Raw genomic sequence first — 26,233 nt, 5'->3', positions numbered from 1 at the left:
AGCGTCGCCGGCCGTGATGTCCGGGCTGCTTACTGCGCGGCCTTGATCTCGCTGACGATCTTGGAATAGTCGCGCTGGGCTTCGCCGACATCGCGCAGCTGCTCTAACTTGACGAGATCGGCCACCGGCATCGCCATGTTGGGGAACTTGGCCAGGAAATCGGCCGGCAGGCTTTCCATCGCCGGCTTGTTCGGCACCTTGTAGTCGATGTTCTGCGCCGCCCAGGCGTGGTTCTTGGCGTCGAGCATGAAGTTGATGAACTTGAAGGCGTCCTCCTTGTGCTCGGAGGCCTTCATCACCACCATCGTATCGACCCAGAGGTCCGACCCTTCCTTCGGGATGACGTATTTGATCTCGGGTTTTTCTGCGATGCCGTAATTGCACCAGCCGTCCCAGGCCTGCACCATCAGCGCCTCGCCCGACACCAGCTTGGAATAGAAGGTGGTGTCGTCATAGGCGAGCAGGGTCTTCTTGGCCGAGATCAGCAGGTCCTTGACCTCCGCCATCTTGGCCGGGTCGGTTTCGTTGACCGAAAAACCCTTGTCGAGCTGACCGGCGGCAAGCAGCCAGCGATCCGTCGCCAGCATGGTGGTCTTGCCCTTCAACGCGTCGGAAGGCGCGAGCAGATCGCTCCAGCTCGTCGGCGCCGTCTTGACCAGGTCCGAACGGTAGCACAGGCCCGTGGTGCCCCAAGTGTAAGGCACCGAGAAAGCGTTGCCGACATCGTGCGGCAGCTTGGTCGCTTCGGGGTAGAGGTTGGCGAGGTTGGGGATCTTGGCGTGGTCCATCGGCTCGGTCAGGCCGAGCTTGTTCAGCACTTCGGCGAAGGGCGAGGAGACGAAGACCACATCATAACCCTTGCCGCCGGCGGCAATCAGCTTGCCCATGATCTCTTCATTGGTGGCGTGCACAACCACCTCGCCGGAAACGCCGGTGGCGGTCTTGAACGCTGTCATGGCGTCGGGCGCCATATAGCCGTCCCAGTTGGAGATGACGAGGTCTGCGGCTATGGCCGGCGCCGACAGCGCCAAGGCAAGGCCGAGTGCGATTGAAGAGACCTTGAGCGCACGGCGCCGCAGGCTGGTAGCGGTCATGGCAGACTCCCATTCCGGTTGATCGTCGAATTCTGTGTTGGACCGGGCGCGACCCATGCCGCTGCCTTCGATCCGGTTCCCTCGGTCTTTTTATCGCCGATTTGTACGGACAGTACTATTGCAGAAAAAAGTACGTCAATCCATAATTTGCCAAGCGACTAGAAAACTGGGCGACCGAGGAATCCGGCCGATTGCGTCCGCGTTGGCGATCGGTCAAACCAATGCGGTCACTTCCGCCCGCCGAGATGAGTCATGCAAGCCGCAGCACGCCGACCGCGCACCAACCATCTCGATCTGGCGCAGCGCATCCTGGATGTGGCGCGCCAGCGTGGTTTCGAACCCGGCACGCGCCTGCCCGAGCAGCAGATCGCCTCGCTCTGCAATGTGTCGCGCACGCCGGTGCGGGCTGCGCTCAGCCTGCTCGCGGAACGAGGGGTCGTGCGCTGGGAGGCCGATGCCGGCTATGTCATGGCCATCGACCTTGCCGCGCAGCCGGCCATTGCGGCCGAGCTTCCCAGTGCGGAGGAAGACGAGCTGGCCGAAGCAATCCTGCGCGACCGCTCGGCCCGGCGTCTGGACCAGACAGTGACCGCCGCCGGTTTGATGCGACGGTACAGCGCCGACAGAAAGACGGTACTAAAAGCACTTAATAAACTGACGGAAGAGAATCTTCTGGATCGCGCGCCCGGACAGTCATGGCTTTTCCGCCGCGCGCCCGACGATCCTGAGGCGCAAGGCGAGAGCTATGAGTTCCGTTTGCTCCTGGAGCCCGCGGCGATCCTGACGCCGGGTTTCCAGCTGGACGGCGCCAGGGCGGCGGCGTTGCGCCAAGGCATGGAGGGGCTGTCGGCGCTTCCGGATGCCGCGTTCGACACGCGCGAGTTCCAGCGGCTGGACATGGATTTTCACGGCATGGTCGCCGAGGGCTGCGCCAACCGCTTCGTCGCCGACGCGCTGGCCGATCATCTCAGGCTGCGCCGGCTGCCCGGCATCTATGCCGGCGTCAACGTCTTCCGGCTGCGGCAATCCTTGCTGGAACACCTGAACATACTCGACCATCTCGAAAGCCGGCAGTATGAGGTGGCTGCCGACCTGCTTCGCATTCACCTGCGGCTCTCCCGCAACCAGCGACCGCAAGCGGCCAGCCGCGGGGCTCCCGCGCTGTTCGGCATGATCCGCCGGCCGGAATGACGAGGATTAATTGACGCGTAAAGCCAGCCCGACCATCGCGCTGTTTCCCGAAGCCAGCTTCGGCGCCGCATTGAATTGCGTCGGCATCGCGCAGGCGCTGCGTGCCAAGGGCGCCCGGCCGGTCTTCATCTGCCATGCCGGCTTCTCCGGCGTCTTTGCCGACTATGGTTTCCAGGAATACCAGCTGCCGACCGACGAGCCGCTGAGCGACAGCGAGCGCCAGAGCTACTGGCAGGCCTTCGTGCGCCGGCACCTGCCACATTTCCGGCTGAGCCCGATCGACCAGCTCGAGACCTATGTCGCGCCGACCTGGCAGGCGATCGTCGATACTGCGGTCAATGCCGAGGCGCCGCTGCGCCAGTTGCTGGCGCGGCTAAAGCCGGACGCGGTGGTGCTCGACAATGTCATCATGTTCCCGGCGATATCGGCCGCCGGCTGCCCGTGGGTGCGCGTCGTCTCCTGCGCCGAGACGGAGTTGCCGGACGCGCGAGTGCCGCCCTATCTGTCGGGGCTGGGCGCCGACGACCCGCAGCGCGCCGCGTTCGAGGCGCGCTATCTCTCGGCGTCGGCGCCGGCGCATGACCGCTTCAACCGTTTTCGCGCGGATTGTGGCCTGGCGCCGTTGCCCAAGGGCGTGTTCCTGGAAAGCTCGCCCGACCTCAATCTGCTACTGACGCCGGCCATCGTGCGGCGCGAGCGGGCCAAGCCGCTCGATCCTGAGCGCTTCGTCTATCTCGAAGGTTGCGTGCGCTCGGAAGGACCGTTCGAGGTGCCGGTGTTTCCGCGCAATGTCGGGCCGCTGGTCTATGTCAGTTTCGGCAGTCTCGGCGCCATGGATGTCGGCCTGATCGAGCGCATGCTCGCCGTCTTCGACAGGCTGCCGGCGCGTTTCATCGTCAATGTCGGCGGCCTGCGCGACGCCTATCGCGCGGTGCCGGACAATGTCTATCTCGACGCCTGGTTCCCGCAGCCCTCGGTGGTGGCGAAGTCGGACCTGTTCATTCATCACGGCGGCAACAACAGCTTTTGCGAAGCGCTGCGCTTTGGCGTGCCGTCGCTGATCATGCCCTATTGCTGGGATGGCCACGACAATGCGCGCCGTGCCGAAGAGACCGGCACCGGCGACCATATCGGCCGTGACGGCTGGACCGAAGGAGTATTGGAGAGAGCCATTCTCGGCCTGCTGGCCGACGACGCCATGCGCGCCCGTCTCAAGGATAATGCAGCCCATATGGCGCTGAACCCGGGAACGGAAATGGCCGCGCAAGCCATACTCTCTCTGATACGGACTTGAACGAAATGCTCGATAAGAACACGAATACAATCACCAACGATCCCAAGGCCTGGCTGGCCCAGCACGGCACCACGGAAGTCGAATGCCTGGTGCCGGACATGAACGGCGTGCTGCGTGGCAAGGCACTCCCGACCGCCAAATTCCTCAAGGCGCTGGAAGACCGTGCGCTCTATCTGCCGAGCAGCGCTTTCCTGGTCAGTATCGACGGCCGCTATTCCGGCTCCATCGACGAGGGTTTTGCCTATTCGGACCCGGACATGCGCATGGTGCCTGACGTCTCGACGTTGTGCCTGGCGCCGGGTGCGGGCGCCGGCAAGGCCTATGTCTTCGCCGACGCTTTCCACATGGACGGCAGGCCATGGATGGCCTCGCCGCGCCACGTGCTGCGCGCCGTGCTCGATCTCTACCGCCAGCGCGGCTGGCGGGCGGTGGTGGCGCCCGAGGTGGAGTTCTACCTAACCGCGCCCAATCCCGATCCGGACAAGCCATTGACTGCGCCGGTCAGCGCCAATGGCCGTGCCGAGGGCTCGCAGCACCCCTATGACATGGTTGCGCTCGAGGAATACGAACCAGTGATCCGGCGCATCTATGATTATGCGGCGGCGGCTGGGCTGCCGCTCGATACGCTGATCCATGAATCCGGACCGGGACAGCTGGAGATCAATCTCCTGCATGGCGAGGCGCTGCCGCTGGCCGACCAGGTGCTTCTGTTCAAGCGGCTGACCCGCCAGGCGGCGCAGCAATGCGGCATGCACGCTACCTTCATGGCCAAGCCGATCGCCGCCCAGGCCGGCAGTTCGATGCACCTGCACATGTCCGTCGTCGATGAAGGCGGCAATGCGCTGTTTGCCAGCGCTGATGACGCCGACACCGAGATGTTCGGCCACTTCATCGGCGGCCTGCAGAAATACGTGCCCGAGATCATGCCGCTGTTCGCGCCCAACGTGAATTCGTTCCGCCGCATCAGGCCGAACCACAGCGCGCCGGCCAACATCGAATGGTCGCATGACAACCGCTCCTGCGGCCTGCGCGTGCCGGCCGGTGGCCGCGCGGCGCGTCGGGTGGAGAACCGCTTGCCGGGCGCCGATTCGAACCCCTATCTGGCGATCGCGGGTTCACTGCTCGCCGGCTATCTCGGCGTCGAGCAGAAGCTGGCGCGCTCGGCCGAGGCGTCCGGCAATGCCTACAAGATCAAGAGCACGCTGCCGAAGACCATGGAGGAGGCACTCGATCGTTTCGAGGCTTGCGACCCGGTGCGCAAACTCCTCGGCGAGGATTTCTTTCAGACCTATCTGCGCGTCAAGAGTGTGGAGCTCGACCTGTTCCAGAGCGTGGTGACGAGTTGGGAACGCGACCATTTGCTGCTGAAGGTGTGATCATGGCATCTTCGACGGGTTTCAATTCCGGTCTCGATATCGGCAAATCCTACTACGTCGCCACCGCCAATCCGGCGCCGGACCATCCGGCGCTTGCCGGCAACGTCGAGGCCGATTTGGTGGTCGTCGGCGGCGGCTGCACCGGCCTGTCCGCCGCCCTTCATGCCGCCGAGCGCGGCCTGAAGGTGGTGCTGCTCGAAGGCGGCAAGATCGGCTGGGGGGCGTCGGGCCGCAATGGCGGCCAGATGATCCCGGGCCTGCGCAAGGGCGCCAAGGGGCTGGTCAAGCTCTACGGCCCGGAAGGGGCCAAGGTGCTGTTCGACCTCGCCTTCGAGGCGCGCGGCCTGGTGCTCGACATCATCGAGCGCCACGCCATCGATTGCGATCTCAGGCTCACCGGTCATCTGGTCGGTGCGGTCAACGGCTCCGATCTCAAGGATCTGGAAGGGGAGGCAAAGTGCCTCGACAGCGTGATGAAATTCCGCGACGTCGAGATCCTCTCGGCGACGGCCGCACGCGCCAAGGTCGACACGCCCTATCACGGTGCGATGTATGAGCCGCTTGGCGGCCATATGCACCCGCTGAACTACACGCTCGGTCTTGCCCGCGCGGCAGTGGCTGCCGGCGTCACCATCCACGAAAATTCAGTGGCGGTGAAACTGGAGCGCGAGCCTTCGATCCGGGTCTCGACAGCGAAGGGTTCGGTCAGGGCCAAGCATGTCGTGCTGGCGGGCGACGCGTTGCTCAATGGGCTGGAGCCGCGCGTCAATAGCCGCATCATGCCGGTCGGCAACTACATCGTCGCCACCGAGCCGCTGGAGGGCAAGCGCAATGTCATCCCGGCCAATGTCGCGGTGTCCGACACGCGCTTCGTCGTCAACTATTACCGCATGTCGGCGGATGGCCGGCTGCTGTTCGGCGGCGGCGAGCGTTACACGCCATCGCCGCCGGCCGACATTGCCGGCTTCGTGCGGCCGCATATGGAAGCGACGTTCCCGCAGCTCAAGGGTTGCCGCATCGATCATGCCTGGGGCGGGCTGGTGTCGGTGACGACATCGAGGCTGCCGCATGTCGGCCACTATGGCGAGGTCTATTTCGCGCATGGCTATTCCGGCAAGGGCGTCATCCTGTCGACGCTGTCGGGCAAGCTGTTGGCCGAAGCGATCACCGGCGATGCCTCGAGGCTCGATCTGTTCTCGACGCTGACGCCGATGCCGTTCCCGGGCGGCACGGCACTGCGCGGCCCGCTCTATGTGCTGGGCATGCTGTGGTACGCGATGCGGGATCGGATCAAGCATTGAGAGAGCTGGGCGCGGCCTAAACCACGAAGAAATCCTCGATCCGCTGCCTGGCCTCAAGCAGCGCCGGCAGGATTTCGCGTTCCATCTCCGCAACCGCAAATCGCGCCGACTGGGTCGAGACATTGATGGCCGCGACCGTGCTTCCCGAGCGGTCGCGGATCGGCACCGCGATGGAGCGCAAGCCGAGTTCCAGTTCCTCGTCGACGATGGCAAAGCCGTCCACCTTCGCCTTGCCGATGGCACCGGCCAACAGCCTGGCGTCGGTGATCGTCTTCGGCGTCCGCTTCTCGATGGTCGCCTGGTGCAGGAATTTGTCGAGTTCCTCCGGCGTCAGGTTGGCGAGCAGCATGCGCCCCATCGAGGTGCAATAGGCCGGCAGCCTGGTGCCGACGTCGAGCGATACACTGAGGATGCGCCGGCCGGGAATGCGGGCGACGTAGACGACATCGTGGCCTGACAGGATCGCGGCAGAACAGGCCTCGTTCAGCTGCGTTGCCACGGCGCGCATGATCGGCGCGGCGAAGCTCCACAGCGAGCCGCCGCCGAGCCACGTGCGGGCAACCGCCAACAGGCGCGGCGACAGCGAGAACACCCGGGCGTCCTGAGTGGCGTAGCCGGTAGCGACGAGCGTCAGCAGAAAGCGGCGCGCGCCGGCGCGGGTCAGGCCGGCCTCCTCGGCCATTTCGGTCAGCGTCATGCCCTCGGGGTGGCGGGCGAGGATTTCCATGACGGCAAGGCCGCGCTCGAGCGAGCCGACATGGTCACGGGAAGGGGCCCCTTCGTCCATCGAACCTCCATGGATGGCGCCGTCCGGATTGACTCGACAGCCTCGGCGCCGTAGAAGTATCGCATATAAAACATATGTTCGCAATGCGAACTTTTGGAGTCCCGATGATGGTGAAGTTCCTGCCGCTCAATCAGGCCGTGGCCGAGAATCTGAACGATGGCGACGCCGTCGCCTTCGAAGGCTTCACCCATCTGATCCCGACCGCCGCCGCGCATGAGGCGATCCGCCAGGGGTTTCGCGATCTGACCCTGATCCGCATGACGCCGGACCTGATCTACGACCAGATGATCGGCATGGGCATGGCGAAGAAGATCGTCTTCTCCTATGTCGGCAATCCCGGCGTCGGCCTGCTGCGGCGCGCCCGCGACGCCATCGAGAACGGTTTTCCCAGGTCGATCGAGGTCGAGGAGCACAGCCATGCCGGCATGGCCAACGCCTATGAGGCGGGCGCGGCCGGCCTGCCCTGCGCGGTGTTTCGCGGCTATCGTGGTGCCGGCCTTGCGATGGTCAACCCGAACATCAAGACGGTCTCTTGCCCGTTCACCGGCGAGGTGCTGGCGGCGGTTCCATCGATCCGGCCCGACGTCACCTTCATCCATGCGCAGAAGGCCGACAAAAAAGGCAATGTGCTGGTCGAAGGCATTATCGGCATCCAGAAGGAAGCGGTGTTGGCGGCCAAACGCGCCGTGGTGACGGTCGAGGAAGTGGTCGACAATTTCGACGATCTCCATCCGAATCTGACCGTGCTGCCGCGCTGGACGATCGCGGCGATATCGGTGGTGCCAGGCGGCTCGCATCCGTCCTATGCGCATGGCTATTATGCGCGTGACAACGCCGCCTATCTCGAATGGGATGAGATCGCCGCCGACCGGGAGAGATTCCAGGTCTGGATGCAGGCGAACGTCCTGGAGAAAAGCGCCGACGATTTCGCGGCCCGGGTCGAGCATCTGAGGAAAGCGGCATGAGCGAGTTCGGCTTTACCCCCAACGAGATGATGACCATTGCCGCCAGCCGGGCGCTGGGCAATGACGATGTCTGCTTTGTCGGCATCGGCGCCCCTTCCGCCGCCTGCAACGTGGCGCGGCTGACGCACGCGCCCGATATCACCCTGATTTATGAGAGCGGCACGATCGGCACGGCTCCCGACGTGCTGCCGCTGTCGATCGGCGATGGCGAACTGTGCGAGACCGCGGTCACCACCGTCGCGGTGCCGGAAATGTTCCGCTACTGGCTGCAGGGCGGCCGCATCTCGATCGGTTTCCTCGGTGCGGCGCAGCTCGACAAGTTCGGCAACATCAACACCACGGTCATCGGCGACTATTTCCACCCCAAGACCAGGCTTCCGGGTGGCGGTGGCGCGCCGGAGATCGCGACCTCGTCGAAGGAGGTCTACATCACCATGGCGCAGTCGAAGCGCGGCATGGTCGAAAAGATCGATTTCTTCACCTCCTTCGGTCATGGCGAAGGCGGCGATCATCGCCAGCGGCTGGGCATCGACACAGCTGGACCGACACTGCTGATCACCGACCTCGCCATCTGGAGGCCGGACCCGGCAACCAAGGAATTCACCGTCGTGTCGCTGCATCCTGGCGTGACGCGCCAGCAGGTGCAGGAGAGCTGTGGCTGGGTGGTCAAGTTCGCCGAGGCGCTTGACGAAACGCCGGCGCCAAGCGAACTCGAGCTCAAGACATTGCGCGACCTGCAGGCCCGCACCAAGGCGGCGCACGAGGGTGCCGGAAAAGGGAAAGCTGCCTGACATGGCCGAGGCCTATATTTGCGACTATATCCGCACGCCGATCGGCCGCTTTGGCGGGGCGCTGTCCTCGGTACGCGCGGACGATCTTGGCGCCATTCCGCTGAAGGCGCTGGTCGAGCGCAATGCCGGCATCGACTGGCAGGCGGTCGACGACGTCGTCTATGGCTGCGCCAACCAGGCCGGCGAGGACAACCGCAACGTGGCGCGCATGGCGCTGCTGCTGGCCGGCCTGCCCAAGGAAATCCCCGGTTCGACCGTCAATCGCCTGTGCGGCTCGGGCATGGATGCGCTGACCATCGCCGCGCGTGCCATCAAGGCCGGCGAGGCGGAATTGATGATCGCGGGCGGCGTCGAATCGATGAGCCGTGCGCCTTTCGTCATGCCCAAGGCCGACACGGCGTTTTCGCGCAATGCGGAAATCTATGACACCACCATCGGCTGGCGCTTCGTCAATCCGCTGATGAAAAAGCAATATGGCGTCGATTCGATGCCCGAGACCGGCGAGAACGTCGCCGAGGATTTTTCCGTGTCACGCGCGGACCAGGATGCCTTTGCCGCGCGCAGCCAGGACAAGGCGGTCGCGGCGCAGGCCAATGGGCGGCTGGCCAAGGAAATCACTGAGGTGACAATCCCGCAGCGCAAGGGCGATCCGATCGTCGTGTCAAAAGACGAGCATCCCCGCGCGGTAACCACGGTCGAGGCGCTGGCCAAACTGCCGACGCCGTTCCGGCAAGGCGGAACGGTGACCGCCGGCAATGCGTCGGGCGTCAATGACGGGGCGGCGGCGCTGATCGTCGCCTCGGAAGCGGCGATGAAGACATACGGCCTGACGCCGATCGCGCGCATCCTCGGTGGCGCCACTGCCGGCGTCGCGCCGCGCATCATGGGTATCGGCCCGGCGCCGGCGACGCAGAAGCTTTGCGCGCGGCTCGGCCTGACGCCGCAGCAATTCGATGTCATCGAGCTCAACGAGGCCTTTGCCTCGCAAGGCATTGCGGTGCTGCGCCAGCTTGGCATCGCCGAGGATGCAGCGCACGTCAACCCGAATGGCGGCGCCATCGCGCTCGGCCATCCGCTGGGCATGTCGGGCGCGCGCATCTCGGGCACGGCGGCGCTGGAGCTGCGTGAACGCGGCGGCCGCTACGCCCTGGCCACCATGTGCATCGGCGTCGGCCAGGGCATCGCCATCGCGCTCGAACGGGCCTGACCGCGGCTTCCGGCTGGCAGGCGAGAAACAGGGCCGAATTCGGCGTCTCGCCAAATTTGACCATGTGGACAAAAGTCCGCACCCGTTCCATAGTTCCTTGTCTTTTAGAACGGCCGGCTCGACACGGCTGTCAAACAGAGGGGTACGCGATGGAAGACCGGAAGAACAAATCCCATTCGACACGCGAAGGGCTTTCGCGGCGCAATGTGCTGGAGCTGGGCGCCCTTGGCCTTGCGGCGGTGATGCTGCCCGGTGCGGCGTTCGCCGCGGGTAAAAAACTGAAGGTGGCGGCGATCTTCGCCACGCCGATCGAGGAGCCGTGGGACAACCAGATCCATGTCGCCCTGCAGAAGGCGGAAAAGGAACTCGGCATCGAATACAAATGGTCCGAGAAGGTGCAGACCGCCGACTTCAGCCGCGTCATGCGCGAATATGCGCAGGGCGGCTACCAGCTGGTGCTAGGCGACGCCTTCGCCGCGGAGCGCGAGTCGCGCCGCACGGCCAAGCAGTTCCCGAAGACCGCCTGGCTGTTCGGTTCGGGTGCCGGACCGGCGGAACCGAATTTCGGCGTCTTCGACAACTGGATCCACGAGCCCGCTTATCTCTCCGGTATCATCGCCGGCAAGATGTCGAAATCGGGCACGGTCGGCGCCGTGGCGGCGATGGGCATTCCGGAAGTGAACCGGCTGGTCAACGCCTTCTTCGCCGGCGCCAAGGAGGTCAATCCCAACATCAAGAAGAAGGTCGCCTTCATCGGCTCCTTCTTCGATCCGCCCAAGGCCAAGGAAGCCGCGATCGCCCAGATCGATGCCGGCGTCGACGTCATCTATGCCGAGCGCTTCGGCGTCATCGAAGCGGCGGTGGAGAAAAAGGTGTTCGCCATCTCCAACATGTCCGACCAGTCGAGTCTCGGCCCCGACACGGTGATCACCGGTCCGGTCTGGGACATGTACCCGACGGTCGAACAGGCGATCAAACTGGTCAAGGCCGGCGTCTACACGGCGCAGGACTATGGCGACTTCTCGCGCATGGCCAAGGGCGGGTCGTTCCTGGCGCCCTACCACAAGTTCGACAAGACGCTGCCGGCCGAAGTCAAGGACTTGGTCGAGAAGAAGAAGGCCGAGATTCTGGAAGGCAATTTCCGGGTGGATGTCGACGAGAACACGCCGGTTTCGGATTAAGCGCTTCGTCTCGAGGTTAGCGCCAAGCCCCCCTCTCTGCCCTGCCGGGCATCTCCCCCTCAAGGGACCCTCAAGGGGGAGATTGGCGGCTTCGATCTTGGCGCTTCCTGCAATGTAGAAGATTGGCGAAAGCCTACGTGACATCTGATCTCCCCCTTTGAGGGGGAGATGGCCGGCAGGCCAGAGAGGGGGGCCTCGCGCTGCCCTCGGGATGCAAATCCAAGGAGCACTCTTGTCGCCCGCCCCACTCATCGAAATGCGCGGCATTACCAAGAGCTTTGGCGCGGTCAAGGCGAACGAGGCTGTCGACCTCAGCGTGGCACCCGGCGAAATCCTCGGGCTGCTGGGCGAGAACGGCGCAGGCAAGACGACGCTGATGAACGTGCTGTTCGGGGCCTATGCGCCGGATGCGGGCGAGATCCTGATCCAGGGCAGGCCAGTGCGGATCATCAGTTCGGCCGATGCGCTGGCCGCCGGCATCGGCATGGTGCATCAGCATTTTCATCTGGCGCCAAGGCTGACGGTGCTGGAAAACCTGCTCATCGGCATCCCGGGCAAATCGGGACGGATCGACCGCGCTGGCGGGCTGGCGCGGCTGGCCGAAATCGGCCGCCAGCACGGGCTGACGCTCGATCCAGACCTGCCGGTCTCGACGCTGTCGGTCGGCGAGCAGCAGCGGCTCGAAATCGTCAAGGCGCTGTTTCGTGGCGCCAGGCTCCTGATTCTCGACGAGCCGACGGCGGTGCTGGCGCCGAGCGAGGTCGACGGGCTGTTTTCGGCATTGCGGTCGATGGCGGCGCAGGGCCTAGGTATCATCTTCATCTCGCACAAGCTCAACGAGGTGCGGGCGCTCACCCATCGCTGCACGGTGCTGCGGCATGGCCGCGTCGCCGGGCGCGTCGACGATCCGGCCAACACCACGTCGGCCGCCATGGCGCAGCTGATGTGCGGCCACGAGATCGTGCCGCCGGCGAGGGGACCGTCGACGCCCGGTGCTGCTGTGCTGACGCTCGACGGCATTTCCACCTCGAAGCATGCGGGCACCGTGCTGCGCGATGTCTCGCTTGCCGTTCGCGCCGGCGAGATCCTCGGCATTGCCGGCGTTTCGGGCAATGGCCAGCGCGCGCTCGCCGAAGTGATCTCCGGCGTGCGCGCACCCGACGCCGGCCGGATGACGATCGCCGGCCAGAAAGTGTCGCGGTTTTCGCCGCGCGAGGTGCAGGCGCTCGGCCTTGGCCGCATCCCGGAAGACCGCATGACGACGGGTCTGGTCACCAACCTGCCGCTCGCCGATTCCATGGTGCTGCCGCGCATCGGCACGGCGGCATTCTCCGCCAAGGGCCTGCTCAAGCCTGATGCGATCCGCGCCTTCGCGGAAGAGCAGATCAAGGCCTATGATATCAGATGCCCCGGACCGATGACGCGCGCCGGCGCGCTGTCGGGCGGCAATCTGCAGAAGGCGCTGCTGGCGCGCGAGCTCGCTTTCGATCCGAAGGTTTTGATCGTCTCGCAGCCGACGCGCGGCCTCGACATCGGCGCGGCGCGGTTCATCCACGAAAAGTTCCTCGACATGCGCGCCAAGGGCTGCGGCATCATCGTCATCGGCGAGGACCTCGAAGAACTGCTCGTGCTCTGCGACCACATCGCGGTGATGTATGAGGGCCGCATCGTCGGCACGCTCGACAGCGCCGATGCCACAATCGGGCGATTGGGGCTGCTGATGACCGGAGCGGAGGGGCACGGCTGATGTTTCGCCTGGAAGTCCGCACGTCGACACCTGCCTGGTTCAATCTGGTTCTGCCGCTGCTGGCGATCGGCGCCACGCTCATCCTGTGCAGTGGCCTGATCGCGCTGGCCGGCGCCGGTGTGCTCGAATCGTACGGCGTGATGTTCACCGCGTCGCTCGGCGACAGCTACGCGATCACCGAAACGCTGGTGCGCGCCGCCCCGATGATCTTCACCGGGCTGGCGGTGGCCGTCGCCTTTCGCGCCAAATTCTGGAACATCGGTGCCGAAGGGCAATTGCTGGCCGGTGCGGTGGCGAGCTGTTTTGTCGGCGCGATCCCGATGCCGGGGCCGCTCGCCATGCTGCTGATGGCAATCGCGGGTGCTGCCGCTGGTGCCGTGGTCGCATTGGTGCCGGCGACACTGCGGGTGAAATTCAAGGTCGACGACGTCGTGAGCTCGCTGCTGCTCAACTCGGTCATCTACTACGCGCTGATGGCGCTGATCGAAGGGCCGTGGAAGGACAGTTTCAGCGGCTATCCGATCTCGCCGCCGATCGAGGATTCGGCCAATTTTCCGGTGCTGATCGAAGGCACGCGGCTGCATCTCGGCGTTATCGTGGCGCTGATCACGGCACCTTCGATCTGGTTCCTCATTGCGCGCACGACGCTCGGTTTCCGCATCAGGGTCACGGGCGAAAACCCGGAAGCGGCCAGATATGGCGGCATCCATGTCGAGCGCGTGCTGCTCTCGACCGCGCTGCTGTCAGGCGCTCTCGCGGGTCTCGCCGGCGTCGGCGAGGTCGGTGGCGTGCATTTCCAGGTGATGAGCGACATCTCGCCGGGCTATGGTTATTCCGGCATCGTCGTCGCCATGCTGGCGCGGCTCAATCCGCTTGGCGTCGTGCCGGCGGCGATCTTCCTGGCCGCCGTGATGACCGGCGCCGAGGCAATGTCGCGCGCAACCGGCGTGCCGGCCTTCCTTAGCGACGTCATCCAGGGGACCGCGCTGCTCGCCATGCTGGTGGCGCTGCTGTTCACCGCCTATCGCATCCGCCGCGTCGGAGCTTCCCGATGAGCGTGGTGCTGGAACAGATCTTTCAGGTCGGCTTTCTGGCGGCCATCATCCGCATCGCCACGCCTTTGGCCTTTGCCACGCTCGGCGAGATGTTTTCCGAGCGGGCCGGCGTGCTCAATCTCGGCATTGAAGGCATCATGCTGCTTTGCGCCATGACCGGCTTCACAGAGACAAGCCTCAGCGGCAATCTGTGGCTCGGTGTTATGGTGGCGGTGCTGACCGGCATGCTGATGGGCGCGCTGCACGCGCTGTTCACGGTGGTGCTGGGCTTGAGCCAGCACGTCTGCGGCATCGGCGTGACCTTGTTCTCGTCGGGCCTTGCCTATTTCCTCTACCGGCTGATCTTCGGGCAGCAATCGGTGCCGCCCAGCATCAAGGGTTTCCAGACGCTGCCGATCCCGGTGCTGTCAGATATTCCCGTGCTCGGGCCGGCGGTGTTCAACCAGTTCACGCTGGTCTACATGGCAATCATCGCCATACCGCTCGCCGCCTTTGTGCTCTACCGTACGCCATGGGGCCTGTCGGTGCGCATGGTCGGCGAGAACCCGCGCGCGGCCGATTCCGCCGGCGTCAGCGTCATTGCCACGCGCTTCCAGGCGGTCATTCTCGGCGGTGCGCTGATGGGGCTTGCCGGAGCCTTCCTGTCGATGGCGCAGTTCAACGCCTTCACCTTCGGCGTCGTCTCCGGGCGCGGCTGGGTGGCGATCGCGCTGGTCGTGTTCGGCCGTTGGGATCCGTGGCGCTCGGCGGGCGCGGCGCTTCTGTTTGCCTTTGTCGATGCCCTGCAACTGCGCATGCAGGCGAGCGGGCTCGGGCATATCCCCTACGAGGCGTTCCTGATGCTGCCCTTCATCTTCACCATCGTTGCCATGGCTTTCATGTCGCGCAACGCGGTGGCGCCGTCAGCGCTGCTGAAGCCGTTCCGAAGGGAAGAGCGTTAGACCTGGTTCCTCGCCGCGAAGCGGTCGGAGAGGGCGCTGCACCGTGACCGGCCTGAGCTTTTCGGCCGCGGCCTTCGCCGCAGCCTCGACCTGGGCTACGCGAACAGTTCCGAGGCCGAAGGTCCATTCGGACGCCTGCAGCGATGTGAACAGCCTTGCCGACCGGTTTGTTCCGCTGGCCGCCGCAGCAAATGGATACTAATTTTGCGCCATAAATGAGAAAATTATTCTGCCGCCAGCCGAAAAATAGCAATCGACAAAGTCTACAAGTTTTATAGATTAACCGGTGAGACGGAGGTCGATATGTCCTATATCCAGAACGCTCAGACCGACAGCAGCGGCCAGAGGCTGGCCAATGCCCAGACCTTTCGCCCGGCCTATGCCGGAGCTTTCGCCTATCTCGTCTTTGCCCTTGCATTCGTGTTCACCGGGGCCGTCGTTCTGGGACTCATTCCCTAAGTCACCGGATCGGCAGGGGCAGGTTGCCCCACTGTATCAAGTCAATCGGAGTTGAATGAACCGGATCCCGGTGCGTTTGCGCGCGGCCGTGGTTCGAATCTCACCGCATCCATGATTCCAGCGATGGAGGAGATGACAATGCCGGTCGAATTCACCCATGTCCCAGGCAAGTCCTCGGACGACGCCGTTCCCTTCTTCTACGACCTCGCCGAGACCGCCACCAAGCTCGGGCTGATCGAGGATGGCGGCTTCCGGAAGATCGTCGTCGACGATCCGGCCGGGCTCTTGACCAATATGGATATTGCCGCCCAGGTGCTGGACCGCACGGCGTCGCTGGAAGTGGTGTTGACTCACTGGGCCGGCGTGATCGAACCGACCGTGGCGGCGCGCCAGCTGGCATCGATCGATAGCAAAAGCGGCGGGCGGCTGGCGCTTCGGATGATCAGCGAGCCGCTGAATGACGACGATGCCGAGTCGCGGCCGGTCGGGCATACGGTCATCTGGCAGCGCATCGACGAATATCTGGTGCTGTTGAAGCGGCTGTGGTCGAACGAGCGGCCCTTCGACCACGAAGGCGCCTTCTACAGCATCAGGGGCGGCTATATCGAGCGCAAGGGTCCGCACGGCGCCGACCTGACCATCCGCATGGGCGGACAGTCCGGAACGGCGCTGAAGGTGGCCGGCCGGCACGCCGATGTCTTCGAACTAGCGCCGGGCTCGATCGACGAGGTCCGGCAGCTGATGGAGCGGGTGCGCGGTGCGGCCGCCGAACATGGCCGGGCCGGCAGACTGCGCTTCGCGCTTCCGGTGCGGATTCACCGGGGCGCTGCCGCCACCGGCCACAAGGCGGTCGACCTGTCCGGGCCGCCGGCACAGGTCGCCCTGTCGCTGCTTGCCTATGCCGGGCTCGGGATCGACGAATTCATGATCGTCGGCGTCGACACGCCGCGCGAGATCGCGACAGCCGGCCGGGAAACGATCGCCCTGCTGCGCAACTCGCTAGCACGCCGCGAGCATGACGCCTTCCAGCCGGGAGCCTATGCGCCTCGCGACGGGGCGGAGACGCGGGCAGCGGGCTGAGGCCCCTCGGTCGTTTCGGGCCTATCGCCAAGCCGCGACAGGCCTTCGACCACGGCGTATGAATCCGCGAGGACACCGAAGACACCGTCCTCGACCGTCACCATGTGCAACGCGGCTTCGTGGGCATATTTGTCGCCGCTGGCGCAGGCATCCGGAATCGTCAGGCACTGGAAGTTGCGGTCGCAGGCCTCGCGCAGCGTGGTGTGGACGCATACATCGGTCGTGCAGCCGGAAAACATCAGATGCGTGATGCCCCGGGCGCGCAGCACGAGCTCGAAATCCGTATAGGTGAAGGCGCTGTTGCAGGTCTTGTCGACGATGATGTCATGCGGCGCGACATCGATTTCCGGAACGATCTGGAATCCCGCGCCCGAGCGCAGCAGGACGTCGGTGCCGTCGAGACCGGAACGCTTGCGGCGCCATTTTTCGTAAGGCGTCATGTCGGCCATGTCGGCGCGATAGCCCTGCCTGGTGTGGATAATCGCGACGCCGGCTTTGCGCGCGGCCGATATCAGCCGGTTCACCGCAGGCAGGATCGCCCGCAGCGGCGAGGGGTCATATCCCTTCCTGGCGAAGTAGCCCGTCGTCGACAGGAAATCCTGCTGCAGGTCGATGACCACAAGCGCTGTGTTTCCAGCTACCAGCCTACCGTCATAGGGGAAGTCGAACGGCGTTGCCTTGATCATTGGTGGCTCCCTGCTTTCGACCAAGCATAATCGTTCAATGCGCCGACACCAGATGCTAGAGCGGTTCAGCGATTTATGGAATCGTCGAACCGCTCTAACTCTTTGTTTTTACGCAATTCCGAACGGAAAACCGTTACACACTTTTCCTGGAATTGCTCTAGACATGCGGGCGATCGCTCGCCGCCGGGCGTGTGGCGCCCGACACCAGATTGGTTGTCATCCGATGGCCGCCGCAGCCCTGTCTTGCGAATTTCGCGGCGATCCTGACGGTCACGACGATTTGTTGACTGTTGAAGTCGTCTTCAATGTTGACTAGAAATGTCATGTTTTATAATCAGCCGGGCATCGGACTGCCGAGGCCAGAAATCGGGAATCCGACGGCCGCATTGGAGAAAAAGCCGTGACCGTGGCTGGAGCCGAGACTGCCTTTCAAATCGACGCCGTGCGGTTTGCCGTCGGCGAGCGAACGCTGCTCGGTCCTGTCTCGTTCGAGCTGCGGCGTTCGCGCGTTTACGGGCTGATCGGCCACAATGGCTCCGGCAAGTCGACGCTGGTCAAGCTTTTGGCCCGCCAGCAACCGGCAAGCTCGGGCGCCATCACTTTCGCCAAACGGCCGTTGCCGCAATGGGGTGCCCGCGAACTCGCGCGAGCGCTCGCCTATCTGCCGCAGACGACGCCGGCGGCAACGGGCCTCAGCGTGCGCGAACTGGCAAGACTCGGGCGCTATCCCTGGCATGGCGCGCTTGGCCGCTTCAGCGCGGAAGACAGGCGGCATGTCGAGGAGGCGCTTGCGCTGACCGACATGGACGGCTTCGCCGACCGGCTGGTCGACGAATTGTCCGGCGGCGAACGGCAGCGCGCCTGGCTCGCCATGCTGGTAGCGCAAAATGCCGGCGTCATGTTGCTCGACGAGCCGATCTCGGCGCTCGACATCGCCCATCAGGTCGAGGTGCTGGGGCTGGTCAGGGAACTCAGCCGCAAACGCGACCTCTGCGTCGTCGTGGTGCTGCACGACCCCAACATGGCGGCGCGCTATTGCGACGAATTGATCGCGCTCAAGGACGGCAAGCTGCTGACCCGCGGCACGCCGGGCGAAATCATGCGGGGCGACGTGCTCAAGGGCATTTTCGGCGTGGAGATGGGCGTGTTCGCGCATCCGGTCACCGGCCAGCCGGTTGGCTATTTGCAATGACGATCGCGGCGGGGAGCGGCTGGCCGCTGTGACAACAAGGAAGAAGCTCTTGTCTAGACATGGTTTGTTCGCGGCGTTGGTCGCATCGGTGATCCTGGCGGGCGGCAGCGCCGTGGCCCAGGAGCAACCGGCCGGCGCCCCCCCTGCCGCGACGCCCGTGGCTCCGGCCGCACCCGCACCCATGGCACCCGCCGCACCAGCGCCCGCGACACCTAAGCTCACCACCCCTGCGGCGGCGGAACCACCGACGATGGCCCCAGCGCAGCCGGTCGCGGCGGCGCGCGCGGGGGCGATGGAGTTCACCTTGCCGCACGATTTGTCGCCATGGGGCATGTTCATGGCCGCCGATATCATCGTGAAGGCGGTGATGATCGGACTGGCCTTCGCATCGCTGGTCACCTGGACGATATGGCTCGCCAAATCGCTGGAGATCCTCGGCGGCAAGCTGCGCATCGGCCGTGCCGTGCGCGCGATCGGCGATGCCGCGACGCTGAAGCAGGCGAGCCGCGCGCTCGACCGCAGCGGCGGCCCCGGCGCGCTTCTGGTGCGGGCGGCGGAGGAAGAGACCGCACTCTCGGCCGGCGCGGTCGACCATGTCGGCGGCGACGGGCTGAAGGAAAGGGTAACCTCGCGCCTGTCGCGCATCGAGGCGGCGGCGTCGCGGCGCATGTCGCGCGGCACCGGCGTGCTGGCAACGATCGGCTCCACCGCGCCTTTCGTCGGCCTGTTAGGCACCGTCTGGGGCATCATGAACGCCTTCATCGGCATTTCGCAGGCGCAGACCACCAATCTCGCCGTGGTCGCGCCGGGCATCGCCGAGGCGCTGCTGGCCACCGCCATGGGCCTTGTCGCGGCGATACCGGCGGTCGTCATGTACAACGTCTTTGCCCGCTCGATAGCCGGCTATCGGCAGATCCTCGCCGATGCGTCGGCGGGCGTCGAACGGCTGGTCAGCCGCGACCTGGATTTCCGCTCGGTCGCGCCAGCGACGGCGAAGTAGCGGGAGCAACGCCATGGGAAGCAGGATCCGACAGACCATGGACGACGATCTCGAGGAGAGCCACGAGATCAACGTCACGCCCTTCATCGACGTCATCCTGGTGCTGCTGATCATTTTCATGGTCGCCGCGCCGCTGGCGACCGTGGACGTCAATGTCGATTTGCCGGGCTCGACGGCGACGCCCGCGCCGCGGCCCGAGACGCCGCTTTTCCTGACATTGAAGGATGATCTGACGCTGGCGATCGGCAACGACACCGTGCCGCGTCCGGCTTTCGCCGCCACGCTGGACAGCAGGACCAAGGCCGACAAGCAGACGCGCATCTTTCTGCGTGCCGACAAGGCGGTCGCCTATGGCGACCTGATGGAAGCAATGAACCTGTTGCGGGGCGCCGGCTATCTGAAGATCGCGCTCGTCGGTCTGGAGACGGCGCCCGCGGCTGACGCGCCGGCACTGGCTCCGGCGGGAACGGCCGTGCCATGACACGGTCCGCCGCCTTGCCCACGATACAGCTGTCGCGCTTCGGCTGGCGCGATCTCGGCTTGTGGACAGGTGCGGCGGTGCTGGTGCTCGGCGCCCATGTCGCGGTCGCTTATGCGGTGCAAAGCTTCGGCCCGATCGAGATGGACGGCGGGCCGCCGCCGGTCCCGGTGATCGAAATGGCGCCGATGGTGGTGACGCCGGCGGTGCCGGAACAGGCCACGATGCTGGATGCGGCGATGCCCGATCAGACCGAGCCTGTCGAGCAGACCGAAAAGGTCACCGAGGCCGAGCCCGAGAAAGTGGCCGACCAAGCCGAAGCGACCTCCGAGCAACCGGAAACGGTGCCGCCTGACGAGATCGTGCCGACCGAGATGACCGAGGCCGAACCGGTCGATCAGCCGCCACCGGATGAGGTCATTCCCGACGTCGTCCATGCGGCGACGCCGGAGGTCGTCGTTCCGCTGCCACAGCCGAAGCCCGCCGAGGAGCCCAAGGAAAAGAAACCGGTCCAGGCCAAGGCGAAAAAACCGGTCGAAAAGCCCAAGCCTAAGCCAAAGAAGGAAAAGGCCGAGCCGGCGAAGACCGTCGCCACCGCAAGCCCGGAGACAAAGCCGGCGGCCAGGGCGGCCGCGCCGAAATCGGCGGCCGGCGTTTCAGGCATCAGCCAGGCCAAGTGGGAATCACGGCTGACGGCATGGATCAATCGGCACAAGCGCTATCCCGGCGCCGCGAAATCCAGGGGCGCGCAGGGCAATGTGAACGTGACCTTCACGGTGGATTCGTCCGGCCGGGTGATGTCGGCGCGCGTGGCCCGTTCGTCAGGCGATCCCGACCTCGACCGCGCCGCCCTCGTCGTGCTGCAGGGCGCCACGGTGCCGGCGCCGCCGCCGGAACTCGGCTCGCGCGTCAGCCGCACGGCGCCGTTCGTGTTCAACTTGCGGAATTAGAGCAATTCCAGGAAAAGTGTGTAACGGTTTTCCGTCCGGAATTGCGTAAAAACAAAGAGTTAGAGCGGTTCGGCGTTTCCATCAAACGCTGAACCGCTCTAGAGCAAGGGCTCGGCCGGCCAAATACAGGTACTGTACGACCTTCGCGAGAAATCGCAGTCAGTGGCTCATCGACCGACACAGGGCTTCGACTTGCTCCAGGTAGAAGCGGCATTTCGTGCGCAGCGTCCTGAGGTTCGGATCGTCGGCGCCGTTGATCTCGATGGTCTGCATCATGAAGTCGAAATGGGCGTGAAAGGCGTCCGCCGCGCCCCACAGGCTGTCGGCCTGCCAGGTTTCGGCCATCGCCACTGAAATCAGTCGTCGGGCCTCGGCACGCGCGGCATCCGACGATGCCGGCCGGCCGGCGATCAGGGCATGGAGCCGGCTGAAGACACTGTCTCTGGCGTCGGCACTTCTGATGGGTGCGATCATGTTCATCGGCGGGTCCCCCTCAATCTCTATCTATGAATGTTCATTTTGCCGGCTGCTGGCGATCAAGGCGGGGATCGCGGCGGCGTCGGAAGGTCGGCCCCTGATGATGTTGGCGATCTCCGCGTCGGCCTGGTCGAACCAGTAGACCATATCGATGCGGCCGAGGTCGGCGGCGTTCTTTCTCAGGAGCGGCAGAAGGCCCTGCAGCGCGCAGAGCGTCTCCCATCGGTTCGGCTGCGAGCCGCCCGCCCCGCATACGGCTGACATTTGCATCGGGTTACGCTGTCCTTGGCTGCGCGCGGTTCTCCTTCGCGTGCACTTTGGCATGCATCGGATTGCCGCTGAGCTGCGCATGCCGGGTCGGCCGTGCGCCGCGCAGCACATCGAAGGCCTCGGCATAGGCCATGCCCAGCAGGTATGAAATCATGGGAAAGCGGCCTGCTTCGGCCATCTGCACCAGTTCATTGGTCATTGATGCGATATATTGAAGGCTATCGAGCTCTGATTGGCGTAAAGACTGATTTGGCACCGTGTTGCTCCTGTAGTCGAAGTGAAATTATTTGAATGGTTATTGGCTACAATGGACATAGCGGCTAGTTAATCGACTGGCCCGCCGGATGTGGGCTTGGTTGCGGGGTCGAGAGGGTCAAGCCATAGATCGGTGCATCGGTCAGGCGGTCGAGGCCAAGAAGACGCTTGATTGCCGAATGGCTGAGCGCCGCCGTGGGGCAGGCCGACAGCCTATGCCTGGTCGCCGCCAGCATCATGTTCTGGCCGATATGGCCGGCCTCGATCAGCACGACGCGGTAGGCGTTCGCGTCCTCATATTTCCACATGGTGCGGTCGAGCCTGGCGCAAAGCAGAATCAAGCAAGGCATGGCATCCGCCCATTCCTGCCCGCCGACCAATTCGGAGATCTTCGGCAGATGGTTGGCCGAGATCCTGCCAAGATCGTGATCGGCGGCGGAATAGTGATAGACACCGGGCTCCAGGCCCTCGACGCCAAGCGCAACAACATAGGCCTCGTAGGGGTTCCGAGCGCCGCCAGAAGGGGTCATGCCCAGGGGCAGGGCGCCGACGCAATTGCTGGTCTCGCCGGTAATGCCCATGCCCGCGAACAGGCAGTCGGAAAGCTGCTGCGCGGTGATGGTGGGCGCGGCCGCGGTGCGGTTGGTGCGGCGCCGTGCCATCAGGCTCAGAAGTTCGTTGTCGTCGAGTGCGTTCGGCAGCCGAATGGCGCCCGTGGCATTCTTGAGCAGAAGGTCGGGTTGCGCGACGTGACCGGCGCGTTCGATCTGGCGTGCCTCGGCCTGTTCAATGGTCATGAACTCGGCGTCCTGGACGCAGAAATGCATCAGCGCGGTCGGGATACCCCAACTCCACTGTCCGGAAAATTCTGTTTCCTGTTCGGCCAGCGGCGAGCCGGCGGCGACCAGGGCAGAAAAATCAAGCAATTGCGGGACGACGGCGTTGAGGTCTGATTTCGACCATCCGTGGGCGCGTGCGATTTCCGCCGTGGAGGCCCATTCGCCCCAGGATGCAAGAAGGCCGAGCACCTCGGGGCTGCATTCGAAGACGCTTCTGGTCAGGAAGTTGCAGGCCGTGATCTTGTTGGTCCCGTGATAGAAGACAAGGGTTTTTGCAGAGCGCATTTTCATGATGCTGAATGCTGTTTTTGTGGATGTGAGACGCCGACAGGCGAAAGCCCATCGGCGCCGAACGACTTCAGCGCTTGTTGTAGTGCATGCCCTGCGAGAAGAAGACGGTCTGCGTGCCCGCGACAACCGTCAGCTTCGGGGCGCTGTTCACTTTCTTGGCCATTCTTATCCCTTCCCCGCCCCCCCCAATGGGGGCTGTTGAAAGATCCTCACCGTGGGATCCGCAAGAAGAAAGGTAAGTTCGAAAGAGTTAATGATTTATTAAAATTGCAGTAAAGCCAACGTGATCTAAAATATCTTTCTTGGCGCTAAAGTCTAAAAAATCGATTTTGCTCAGATATGGAGTAGGCAATCGCTAGCATACGCTCTTTCGGGATATTCTTATTCTTATTTAGCGTAAGCGGTCGGCCGATGCATGTCGCCCGGACGTAGCAAGGGCCTAAGGCGCGTCACATAAATCCGTTCAAACGCGACGCGCTTCAGGCCAGCCCGTCCCGGGCGAGGCTGACGACGAGTTGATCGACGCCCGGATCGTCAAGACCGATGACATGCGCCATGCGGATCGCATGCCGTGGCCGGATACCGGACACATCCTGCCGCATGATGACCGATACGAACGCCGGTCCGGCCTCGGTCAAAAGCATGGCCTTGCCCGTCAGCACCGGTTCGGAGATTGGGGCCCATTGCACGGAGATCAACGACGGTTCGCCGGTCTGGCGACGGTTGATGCCGCTGAGATAAATCCAGTTCAGGCGCGAGATCGCCACGCCATAGTGGTTGCCGCGCGCCCGCGCCCATGTCGAGCCACGGCGTTCCGACCATCCGGTGACCCTGCGGAATGTGACCAGTTCGGCCTCGCGACGCACGAAGGTCACCGAGCGCATCAAGAGGTCGGAACGGCCCGGAATTGAAAAGTAGGTGAAATAGGTGCCGCCCGCTATCGATGGGGCGGGTGGGCGGATCATCTGGTTGAACAGGCTTTCGGAAATCGGCAGCAGGCCGGGATCCCTGGGCTCGGGAATGCCAGGGTCCTGGTACAATTCGGCTTCGTTGACGTGGAAATAGTCACAGATCAGCTTGGCAGTGGCCTTGTTGGGAACGCTCTGCCCCTGCAGGTAACGTTCGAACTGCGTACGGTTGATACCCAACTCACGGCATACCGCGCTAACGGAGGCATGGTCCTTGCAGAGCCGTCTGAGATTTGCGCCGAGATTCTCGCGAATGGACACTTTTTTGCTTTCGCAGGCGGATGCTTCATTTCGACTCGAAATCCATATAGCGCCTTCGGTCGCCCCCGCCGAAACGCCTCGCTACAACACACAGAAAAAACTGATTTGATAGCGCCAGTCTAATGAGGCAGTTTCCAAAAAAAACAGCGCCAAGCAGACAGTCGGTATCGCCATAAGTCCAATTGACAACCGCATCGCCTGCCGAATCGCGAAAATCGTGTACGGCCATTTTTGGGGAGATCGGCGCTGCACGCGCATGGCGTCGCGGCGGATGATGCCTGGACCTTGCCAGTGCCGCAAAAATGGAAGACAGATTATTCCGATGGTGGAGCTGAGGAGGATCGAACTCCTGACCTCGTCATTGCGAACGACGCGCTCTCCCAGCTGAGCTACAGCCCCGTCCAACGGATGGCGCATTTATCGGGCGCGACGGATTTCTGTCAAGGCGGCGTTTTGCCGAAATCCATGCTGCATGGCGCATGGCAGCCGGCTCTTGCCGGTTTGGCGTGCAATGGCTACATGTCGGCAACAATTGGAGACCGGCATGCTCGCCCTCATTCAAACCATCGTCATGGCGCTTGACCTCTACTGGTGGATCATCATCGCCTCGGCGATCTTTTCCTGGCTCTATGCCTTCAACGTGGTCAATTCGCGCAACCAGTTTGTCGGCAGCATCGGCAACATGCTCTACCGGCTGACCGAGCCGGCGCTGCGGCCGATCCGGCGTTTCATGCCCGATCTCGGCGGCATCGACATTTCGCCGATCATCCTGCTCTTGATCCTGTTCTTCATCAGGCAGTTCATCCTCACCACGATTGCGCCGCTGGTGCTGTGAGCCCCGCGACCGCATGAGCGCGCCGTTCCGTGTTCGCGAGAACGGCATCGAGCTGTTCGTGCGGCTGACGCCAAAATCGTCCTCGGATCGGCTCGAAGGCGTCGAAACATCGGCCGACGGGCGAAGCCATTTGAAGGCGCGTGTCCGCGCCGTGCCGGAAAACGGTGCCGCCAATCAAGCGCTGGAGAAGCTGGTCGCCAGGATGCTGGGGGTGCCGGCATCGGCTGTTTCAGTTGTTGCCGGCGGCACGGCGCGGCTGAAGACGCTGCGCGTCGTTGGCGAACCGGAAATGCTGACGAAGAGCATCGAGGCGTTCGGCGTATAGTCCATCGCCTCGCCGCGCGGCGCCCGGGTCAATCGCCTAGGGGCAGCCTTGGGTCGTCGACCTTCAGTGTGTTCACGCTCTGCTTGATGCGGCGCAAATTCTCCAGCACTTTCGGGCCGCGCGTCTCAGCCACCGATGTCACGATCATGTCGACGATCGCCAGCAGCGCGTAGCGCGACGATGTCGGCTTGTAGATGTTGCCATCCTCGAGCGGCTGCAGATGAATGACCGTGTCGGCAGCCTTGGCCAGTGCCGAATCGGGCGCGGTGATAGCGACCGTGGTGGCGCCATATTGCTGGGCGACTTGCACCGCCTCGATGACCGAGCGCGCATAGCCCGACACCGAAAAGGCGACCAGCGTGGTCTCCGGCGTGGCAACGGCAGCGTACATGCGCTGCAACTGGCCGTCGATCTGCGCCAGCACCGGCAGGCCGAGCCGGAACAGCCGGTTCTGCATTTCGGTCGCCATCATCGAGGAGATGCCGCCGGAGCCAATGCACAGCACGTTGCCCGACGTCGCCAGCCGCGCGGCGACGGCGACCAGCGTCGTCATGTCGAGGTTCTCGCTGGCGCGCTGGATGGCCGTAACGGCCGCTTCGGTGATGGCCGTGGCGATGCGCTGCTCGCGGGCGTCCCGGCTCAACGGCTCGGGTGACAGATACTGGCCGCCTATGGCAATGGCCTGCGCCAGATAGAATTTGAAATCACGCAAGCCCTCGCAGCCGAGATTGCGGCAGAAACGGGTTACCGTCGGTTCGCTGACGCCGACGCGCGCGGCAATTTCGGAGATCGCCGCCTTGGAGGCGAAATCGAGATCGGAGAGCACAAGGCCAGCCAGCCGGCGGTCCGATTTGGTGCCGTCCTGCGACATCAGCTGCAGCCGCGTGATGATGTCGGCCGGCGTCTTCATGCCCGTGTCTTCGTCATCACGTTGGTC

Annotated in this window: 28 protein-coding genes and 1 tRNA gene; 19 read left to right on the top strand and 10 right to left on the bottom strand. The window is 64.1% G+C overall.

Annotation, left to right across the window (positions count from 1 at the left end; translation table 11 throughout):
- Positions 1–29 precede the first annotated feature (29 nt).
- Positions 30–1,094, bottom strand: coding sequence for a polyamine ABC transporter substrate-binding protein (locus A3AU_RS0112610; RefSeq protein WP_027053152.1), 1,065 nt, complete (start codon positions 1,092–1,094; stop codon positions 30–32).
- 252 nt (positions 1,095–1,346) lie between these two features.
- On the opposite strand from A3AU_RS0112610, the gene A3AU_RS0112605 reads away from it, so the two are divergent.
- Genes A3AU_RS0112605 through A3AU_RS0112590 form a run of 4 tightly spaced genes read left to right on the top strand, consistent with a single transcriptional unit; the run spans position 1,347 to position 6,256 of the window.
- Positions 1,347–2,285, top strand: a complete 939-nt coding sequence (locus A3AU_RS0112605; RefSeq protein WP_027053151.1) for a GntR family transcriptional regulator — start codon at positions 1,347–1,349, stop codon at positions 2,283–2,285.
- Positions 2,286–2,295: 10 nt separating this feature from the next.
- Complete coding sequence (locus tag A3AU_RS0112600) at positions 2,296–3,579, top strand: nucleotide disphospho-sugar-binding domain-containing protein (protein WP_027053150.1); 1,284 nt, start codon at positions 2,296–2,298, stop codon at positions 3,577–3,579.
- 5 nt (positions 3,580–3,584) lie between these two features.
- Positions 3,585–4,955, top strand: a complete 1,371-nt coding sequence (locus A3AU_RS0112595) for a glutamine synthetase family protein (protein WP_027053149.1) — start codon at positions 3,585–3,587, stop codon at positions 4,953–4,955.
- 2 nt (positions 4,956–4,957) lie between these two features.
- The gene (locus A3AU_RS0112590) at positions 4,958–6,256 is read left to right on the top strand and encodes an NAD(P)/FAD-dependent oxidoreductase (protein ID WP_027053148.1); all 1,299 of its coding nucleotides are present in this window, start codon (positions 4,958–4,960) and stop codon (positions 6,254–6,256) included.
- Between the two features lie 16 nt (positions 6,257–6,272).
- On the opposite strand, the gene A3AU_RS0112585 is transcribed toward A3AU_RS0112590, so the two are convergent.
- Positions 6,273–7,043, bottom strand: coding sequence for an IclR family transcriptional regulator domain-containing protein (locus A3AU_RS0112585; RefSeq protein ID WP_027053147.1), 771 nt, complete (start codon positions 7,041–7,043; stop codon positions 6,273–6,275).
- A gap of 107 nt (positions 7,044–7,150) precedes the next feature.
- On the opposite strand from A3AU_RS0112585, the gene A3AU_RS0112580 reads away from it, so the two are divergent.
- From A3AU_RS0112580 to A3AU_RS0112535, 9 genes are all read left to right on the top strand, one after another.
- The gene (locus A3AU_RS0112580; RefSeq protein WP_027053146.1) at positions 7,151–8,008 is read left to right on the top strand and encodes a CoA transferase subunit A; all 858 of its coding nucleotides are present in this window, start codon (positions 7,151–7,153) and stop codon (positions 8,006–8,008) included.
- On the top strand, positions 8,005–8,799 hold the full coding sequence (locus A3AU_RS0112575; protein ID WP_027053145.1) for a CoA-transferase subunit beta: 795 nt from the start codon (positions 8,005–8,007) through the stop codon (positions 8,797–8,799). Before A3AU_RS0112580 ends, A3AU_RS0112575 begins: the two co-directional genes overlap by 4 nt.
- A 1-nt stretch (position 8,800) precedes the next feature.
- Positions 8,801–10,006: a 3-oxoadipyl-CoA thiolase gene (pcaF, locus tag A3AU_RS0112570; protein ID WP_027053144.1), complete on the top strand. Its 1,206-nt coding sequence runs from the start codon at positions 8,801–8,803 to the stop codon at positions 10,004–10,006.
- Positions 10,007–10,155: 149 nt separating this feature from the next.
- Positions 10,156–11,187 (top strand): BMP family protein, encoded by a 1,032-nt coding sequence (locus tag A3AU_RS0112565; RefSeq protein WP_027053143.1) that lies wholly within the window; start codon positions 10,156–10,158, stop codon positions 11,185–11,187.
- 256 nt (positions 11,188–11,443) lie between these two features.
- On the top strand, positions 11,444–12,934 hold the full coding sequence (locus A3AU_RS0112560; RefSeq protein ID WP_027053142.1) for an ABC transporter ATP-binding protein: 1,491 nt from the start codon (positions 11,444–11,446) through the stop codon (positions 12,932–12,934).
- A complete protein-coding gene (locus A3AU_RS0112555) occupies positions 12,934–13,989 on the top strand; it encodes an ABC transporter permease (protein WP_027053141.1) in 1,056 nt (351 codons plus the stop codon). Before A3AU_RS0112560 ends, A3AU_RS0112555 begins: the two co-directional genes overlap by 1 nt.
- A complete protein-coding gene (locus A3AU_RS0112550; RefSeq protein ID WP_027053140.1) occupies positions 13,986–14,930 on the top strand; it encodes an ABC transporter permease in 945 nt (314 codons plus the stop codon). The genes A3AU_RS0112555 and A3AU_RS0112550 overlap by 4 nt, the downstream gene beginning before the upstream one ends.
- Before the next feature lie 303 nt (positions 14,931–15,233).
- Positions 15,234–15,389, top strand: coding sequence for a hypothetical protein (locus A3AU_RS1000000139820; RefSeq protein WP_010912229.1), 156 nt, complete (start codon positions 15,234–15,236; stop codon positions 15,387–15,389).
- 138 nt (positions 15,390–15,527) lie between these two features.
- Complete coding sequence (locus A3AU_RS0112535; protein WP_027053139.1) at positions 15,528–16,469, top strand: LLM class flavin-dependent oxidoreductase; 942 nt, start codon at positions 15,528–15,530, stop codon at positions 16,467–16,469.
- On the opposite strand, the gene A3AU_RS0112530 is transcribed toward A3AU_RS0112535, so the two are convergent.
- On the bottom strand, positions 16,427–17,155 hold the full coding sequence (locus tag A3AU_RS0112530) for a cysteine hydrolase family protein (RefSeq protein ID WP_027053138.1): 729 nt from the start codon (positions 17,153–17,155) through the stop codon (positions 16,427–16,429). The two genes, A3AU_RS0112535 and A3AU_RS0112530, sit on opposite strands and share 43 nt — an antisense overlap.
- Positions 17,156–17,561: 406 nt before the next feature.
- Between A3AU_RS0112530 and A3AU_RS0112520 the strand changes: the two genes are divergently transcribed.
- From A3AU_RS0112520 to A3AU_RS0112505, 4 genes are read left to right on the top strand one after another with little or no spacing between them, the layout of a single operon-like run.
- Entirely contained in the window at positions 17,562–18,347 is a 786-nt protein-coding gene (locus tag A3AU_RS0112520) for an ATP-binding cassette domain-containing protein (protein WP_027053137.1), read from the top strand.
- A gap of 49 nt (positions 18,348–18,396) precedes the next feature.
- A complete protein-coding gene (gene exbB / locus A3AU_RS0112515) occupies positions 18,397–19,347 on the top strand; it encodes a tonB-system energizer ExbB (RefSeq protein WP_027053136.1) in 951 nt (316 codons plus the stop codon).
- Positions 19,348–19,360: 13 nt separating this feature from the next.
- Complete coding sequence (exbD, locus tag A3AU_RS0112510; RefSeq protein ID WP_027053135.1) at positions 19,361–19,828, top strand: TonB system transport protein ExbD; 468 nt, start codon at positions 19,361–19,363, stop codon at positions 19,826–19,828.
- Positions 19,825–20,775: an energy transducer TonB family protein gene (locus A3AU_RS0112505; protein ID WP_027053134.1), complete on the top strand. Its 951-nt coding sequence runs from the start codon at positions 19,825–19,827 to the stop codon at positions 20,773–20,775. Before exbD ends, A3AU_RS0112505 begins: the two co-directional genes overlap by 4 nt.
- A gap of 159 nt (positions 20,776–20,934) precedes the next feature.
- On the opposite strand, the gene A3AU_RS0112500 is transcribed toward A3AU_RS0112505, so the two are convergent.
- From A3AU_RS0112500 to A3AU_RS0112465, 6 genes are all read right to left on the bottom strand, one after another.
- On the bottom strand, positions 20,935–21,255 hold the full coding sequence (locus tag A3AU_RS0112500) for a hypothetical protein (RefSeq protein WP_027053133.1): 321 nt from the start codon (positions 21,253–21,255) through the stop codon (positions 20,935–20,937).
- A 24-nt stretch (positions 21,256–21,279) separates the two neighbouring features.
- Positions 21,280–21,522, bottom strand: a complete 243-nt coding sequence (locus A3AU_RS0112495) for a hypothetical protein (protein ID WP_154674578.1) — start codon at positions 21,520–21,522, stop codon at positions 21,280–21,282.
- Positions 21,523–21,526: 4 nt separating this feature from the next.
- Positions 21,527–21,778: a hypothetical protein gene (locus tag A3AU_RS0112490; RefSeq protein WP_027053131.1), complete on the bottom strand. Its 252-nt coding sequence runs from the start codon at positions 21,776–21,778 to the stop codon at positions 21,527–21,529.
- A 64-nt stretch (positions 21,779–21,842) separates the two neighbouring features.
- Positions 21,843–22,901 (bottom strand): SagB/ThcOx family dehydrogenase, encoded by a 1,059-nt coding sequence (locus A3AU_RS0112485; RefSeq protein ID WP_245235467.1) that lies wholly within the window; start codon positions 22,899–22,901, stop codon positions 21,843–21,845.
- 485 nt (positions 22,902–23,386) lie between these two features.
- Positions 23,387–24,136 carry a helix-turn-helix domain-containing protein gene (locus A3AU_RS0112475; protein WP_027053129.1) on the bottom strand — a complete coding sequence of 250 codons (750 nt, stop codon included), beginning with the start codon at positions 24,134–24,136 and terminating at the stop codon, positions 23,387–23,389.
- Between the two features lie 323 nt (positions 24,137–24,459).
- Positions 24,460–24,535: transfer RNA gene (locus tag A3AU_RS0112465), tRNA-Ala, on the bottom strand.
- A 145-nt stretch (positions 24,536–24,680) separates the two neighbouring features.
- Between A3AU_RS0112465 and A3AU_RS0112460 the strand changes: the two genes are divergently transcribed.
- Positions 24,681–24,971, top strand: a complete 291-nt coding sequence (locus tag A3AU_RS0112460; RefSeq protein ID WP_027053128.1) for a YggT family protein — start codon at positions 24,681–24,683, stop codon at positions 24,969–24,971.
- 13 nt (positions 24,972–24,984) lie between these two features.
- The gene (locus A3AU_RS0112455) at positions 24,985–25,296 is read left to right on the top strand and encodes a DUF167 family protein (protein ID WP_027053127.1); all 312 of its coding nucleotides are present in this window, start codon (positions 24,985–24,987) and stop codon (positions 25,294–25,296) included.
- Between the two features lie 28 nt (positions 25,297–25,324).
- Here the strand turns inward: A3AU_RS0112455 and A3AU_RS0112450 are convergent, their stop codons facing one another.
- Positions 25,325–26,206: a MurR/RpiR family transcriptional regulator gene (locus tag A3AU_RS0112450; protein ID WP_027053126.1), complete on the bottom strand. Its 882-nt coding sequence runs from the start codon at positions 26,204–26,206 to the stop codon at positions 25,325–25,327.
- Positions 26,207–26,233: the final 27 nt, after the last annotated feature.

This window comes from Mesorhizobium erdmanii USDA 3471 (genome assembly GCF_000472705.1).
GTDB lineage: Bacteria > Pseudomonadota > Alphaproteobacteria > Rhizobiales > Rhizobiaceae > Mesorhizobium > Mesorhizobium erdmanii.
Note: the sequence above shows the minus strand (reverse complement) of the source record. Positions and strands in the feature narration are given on the sequence as shown.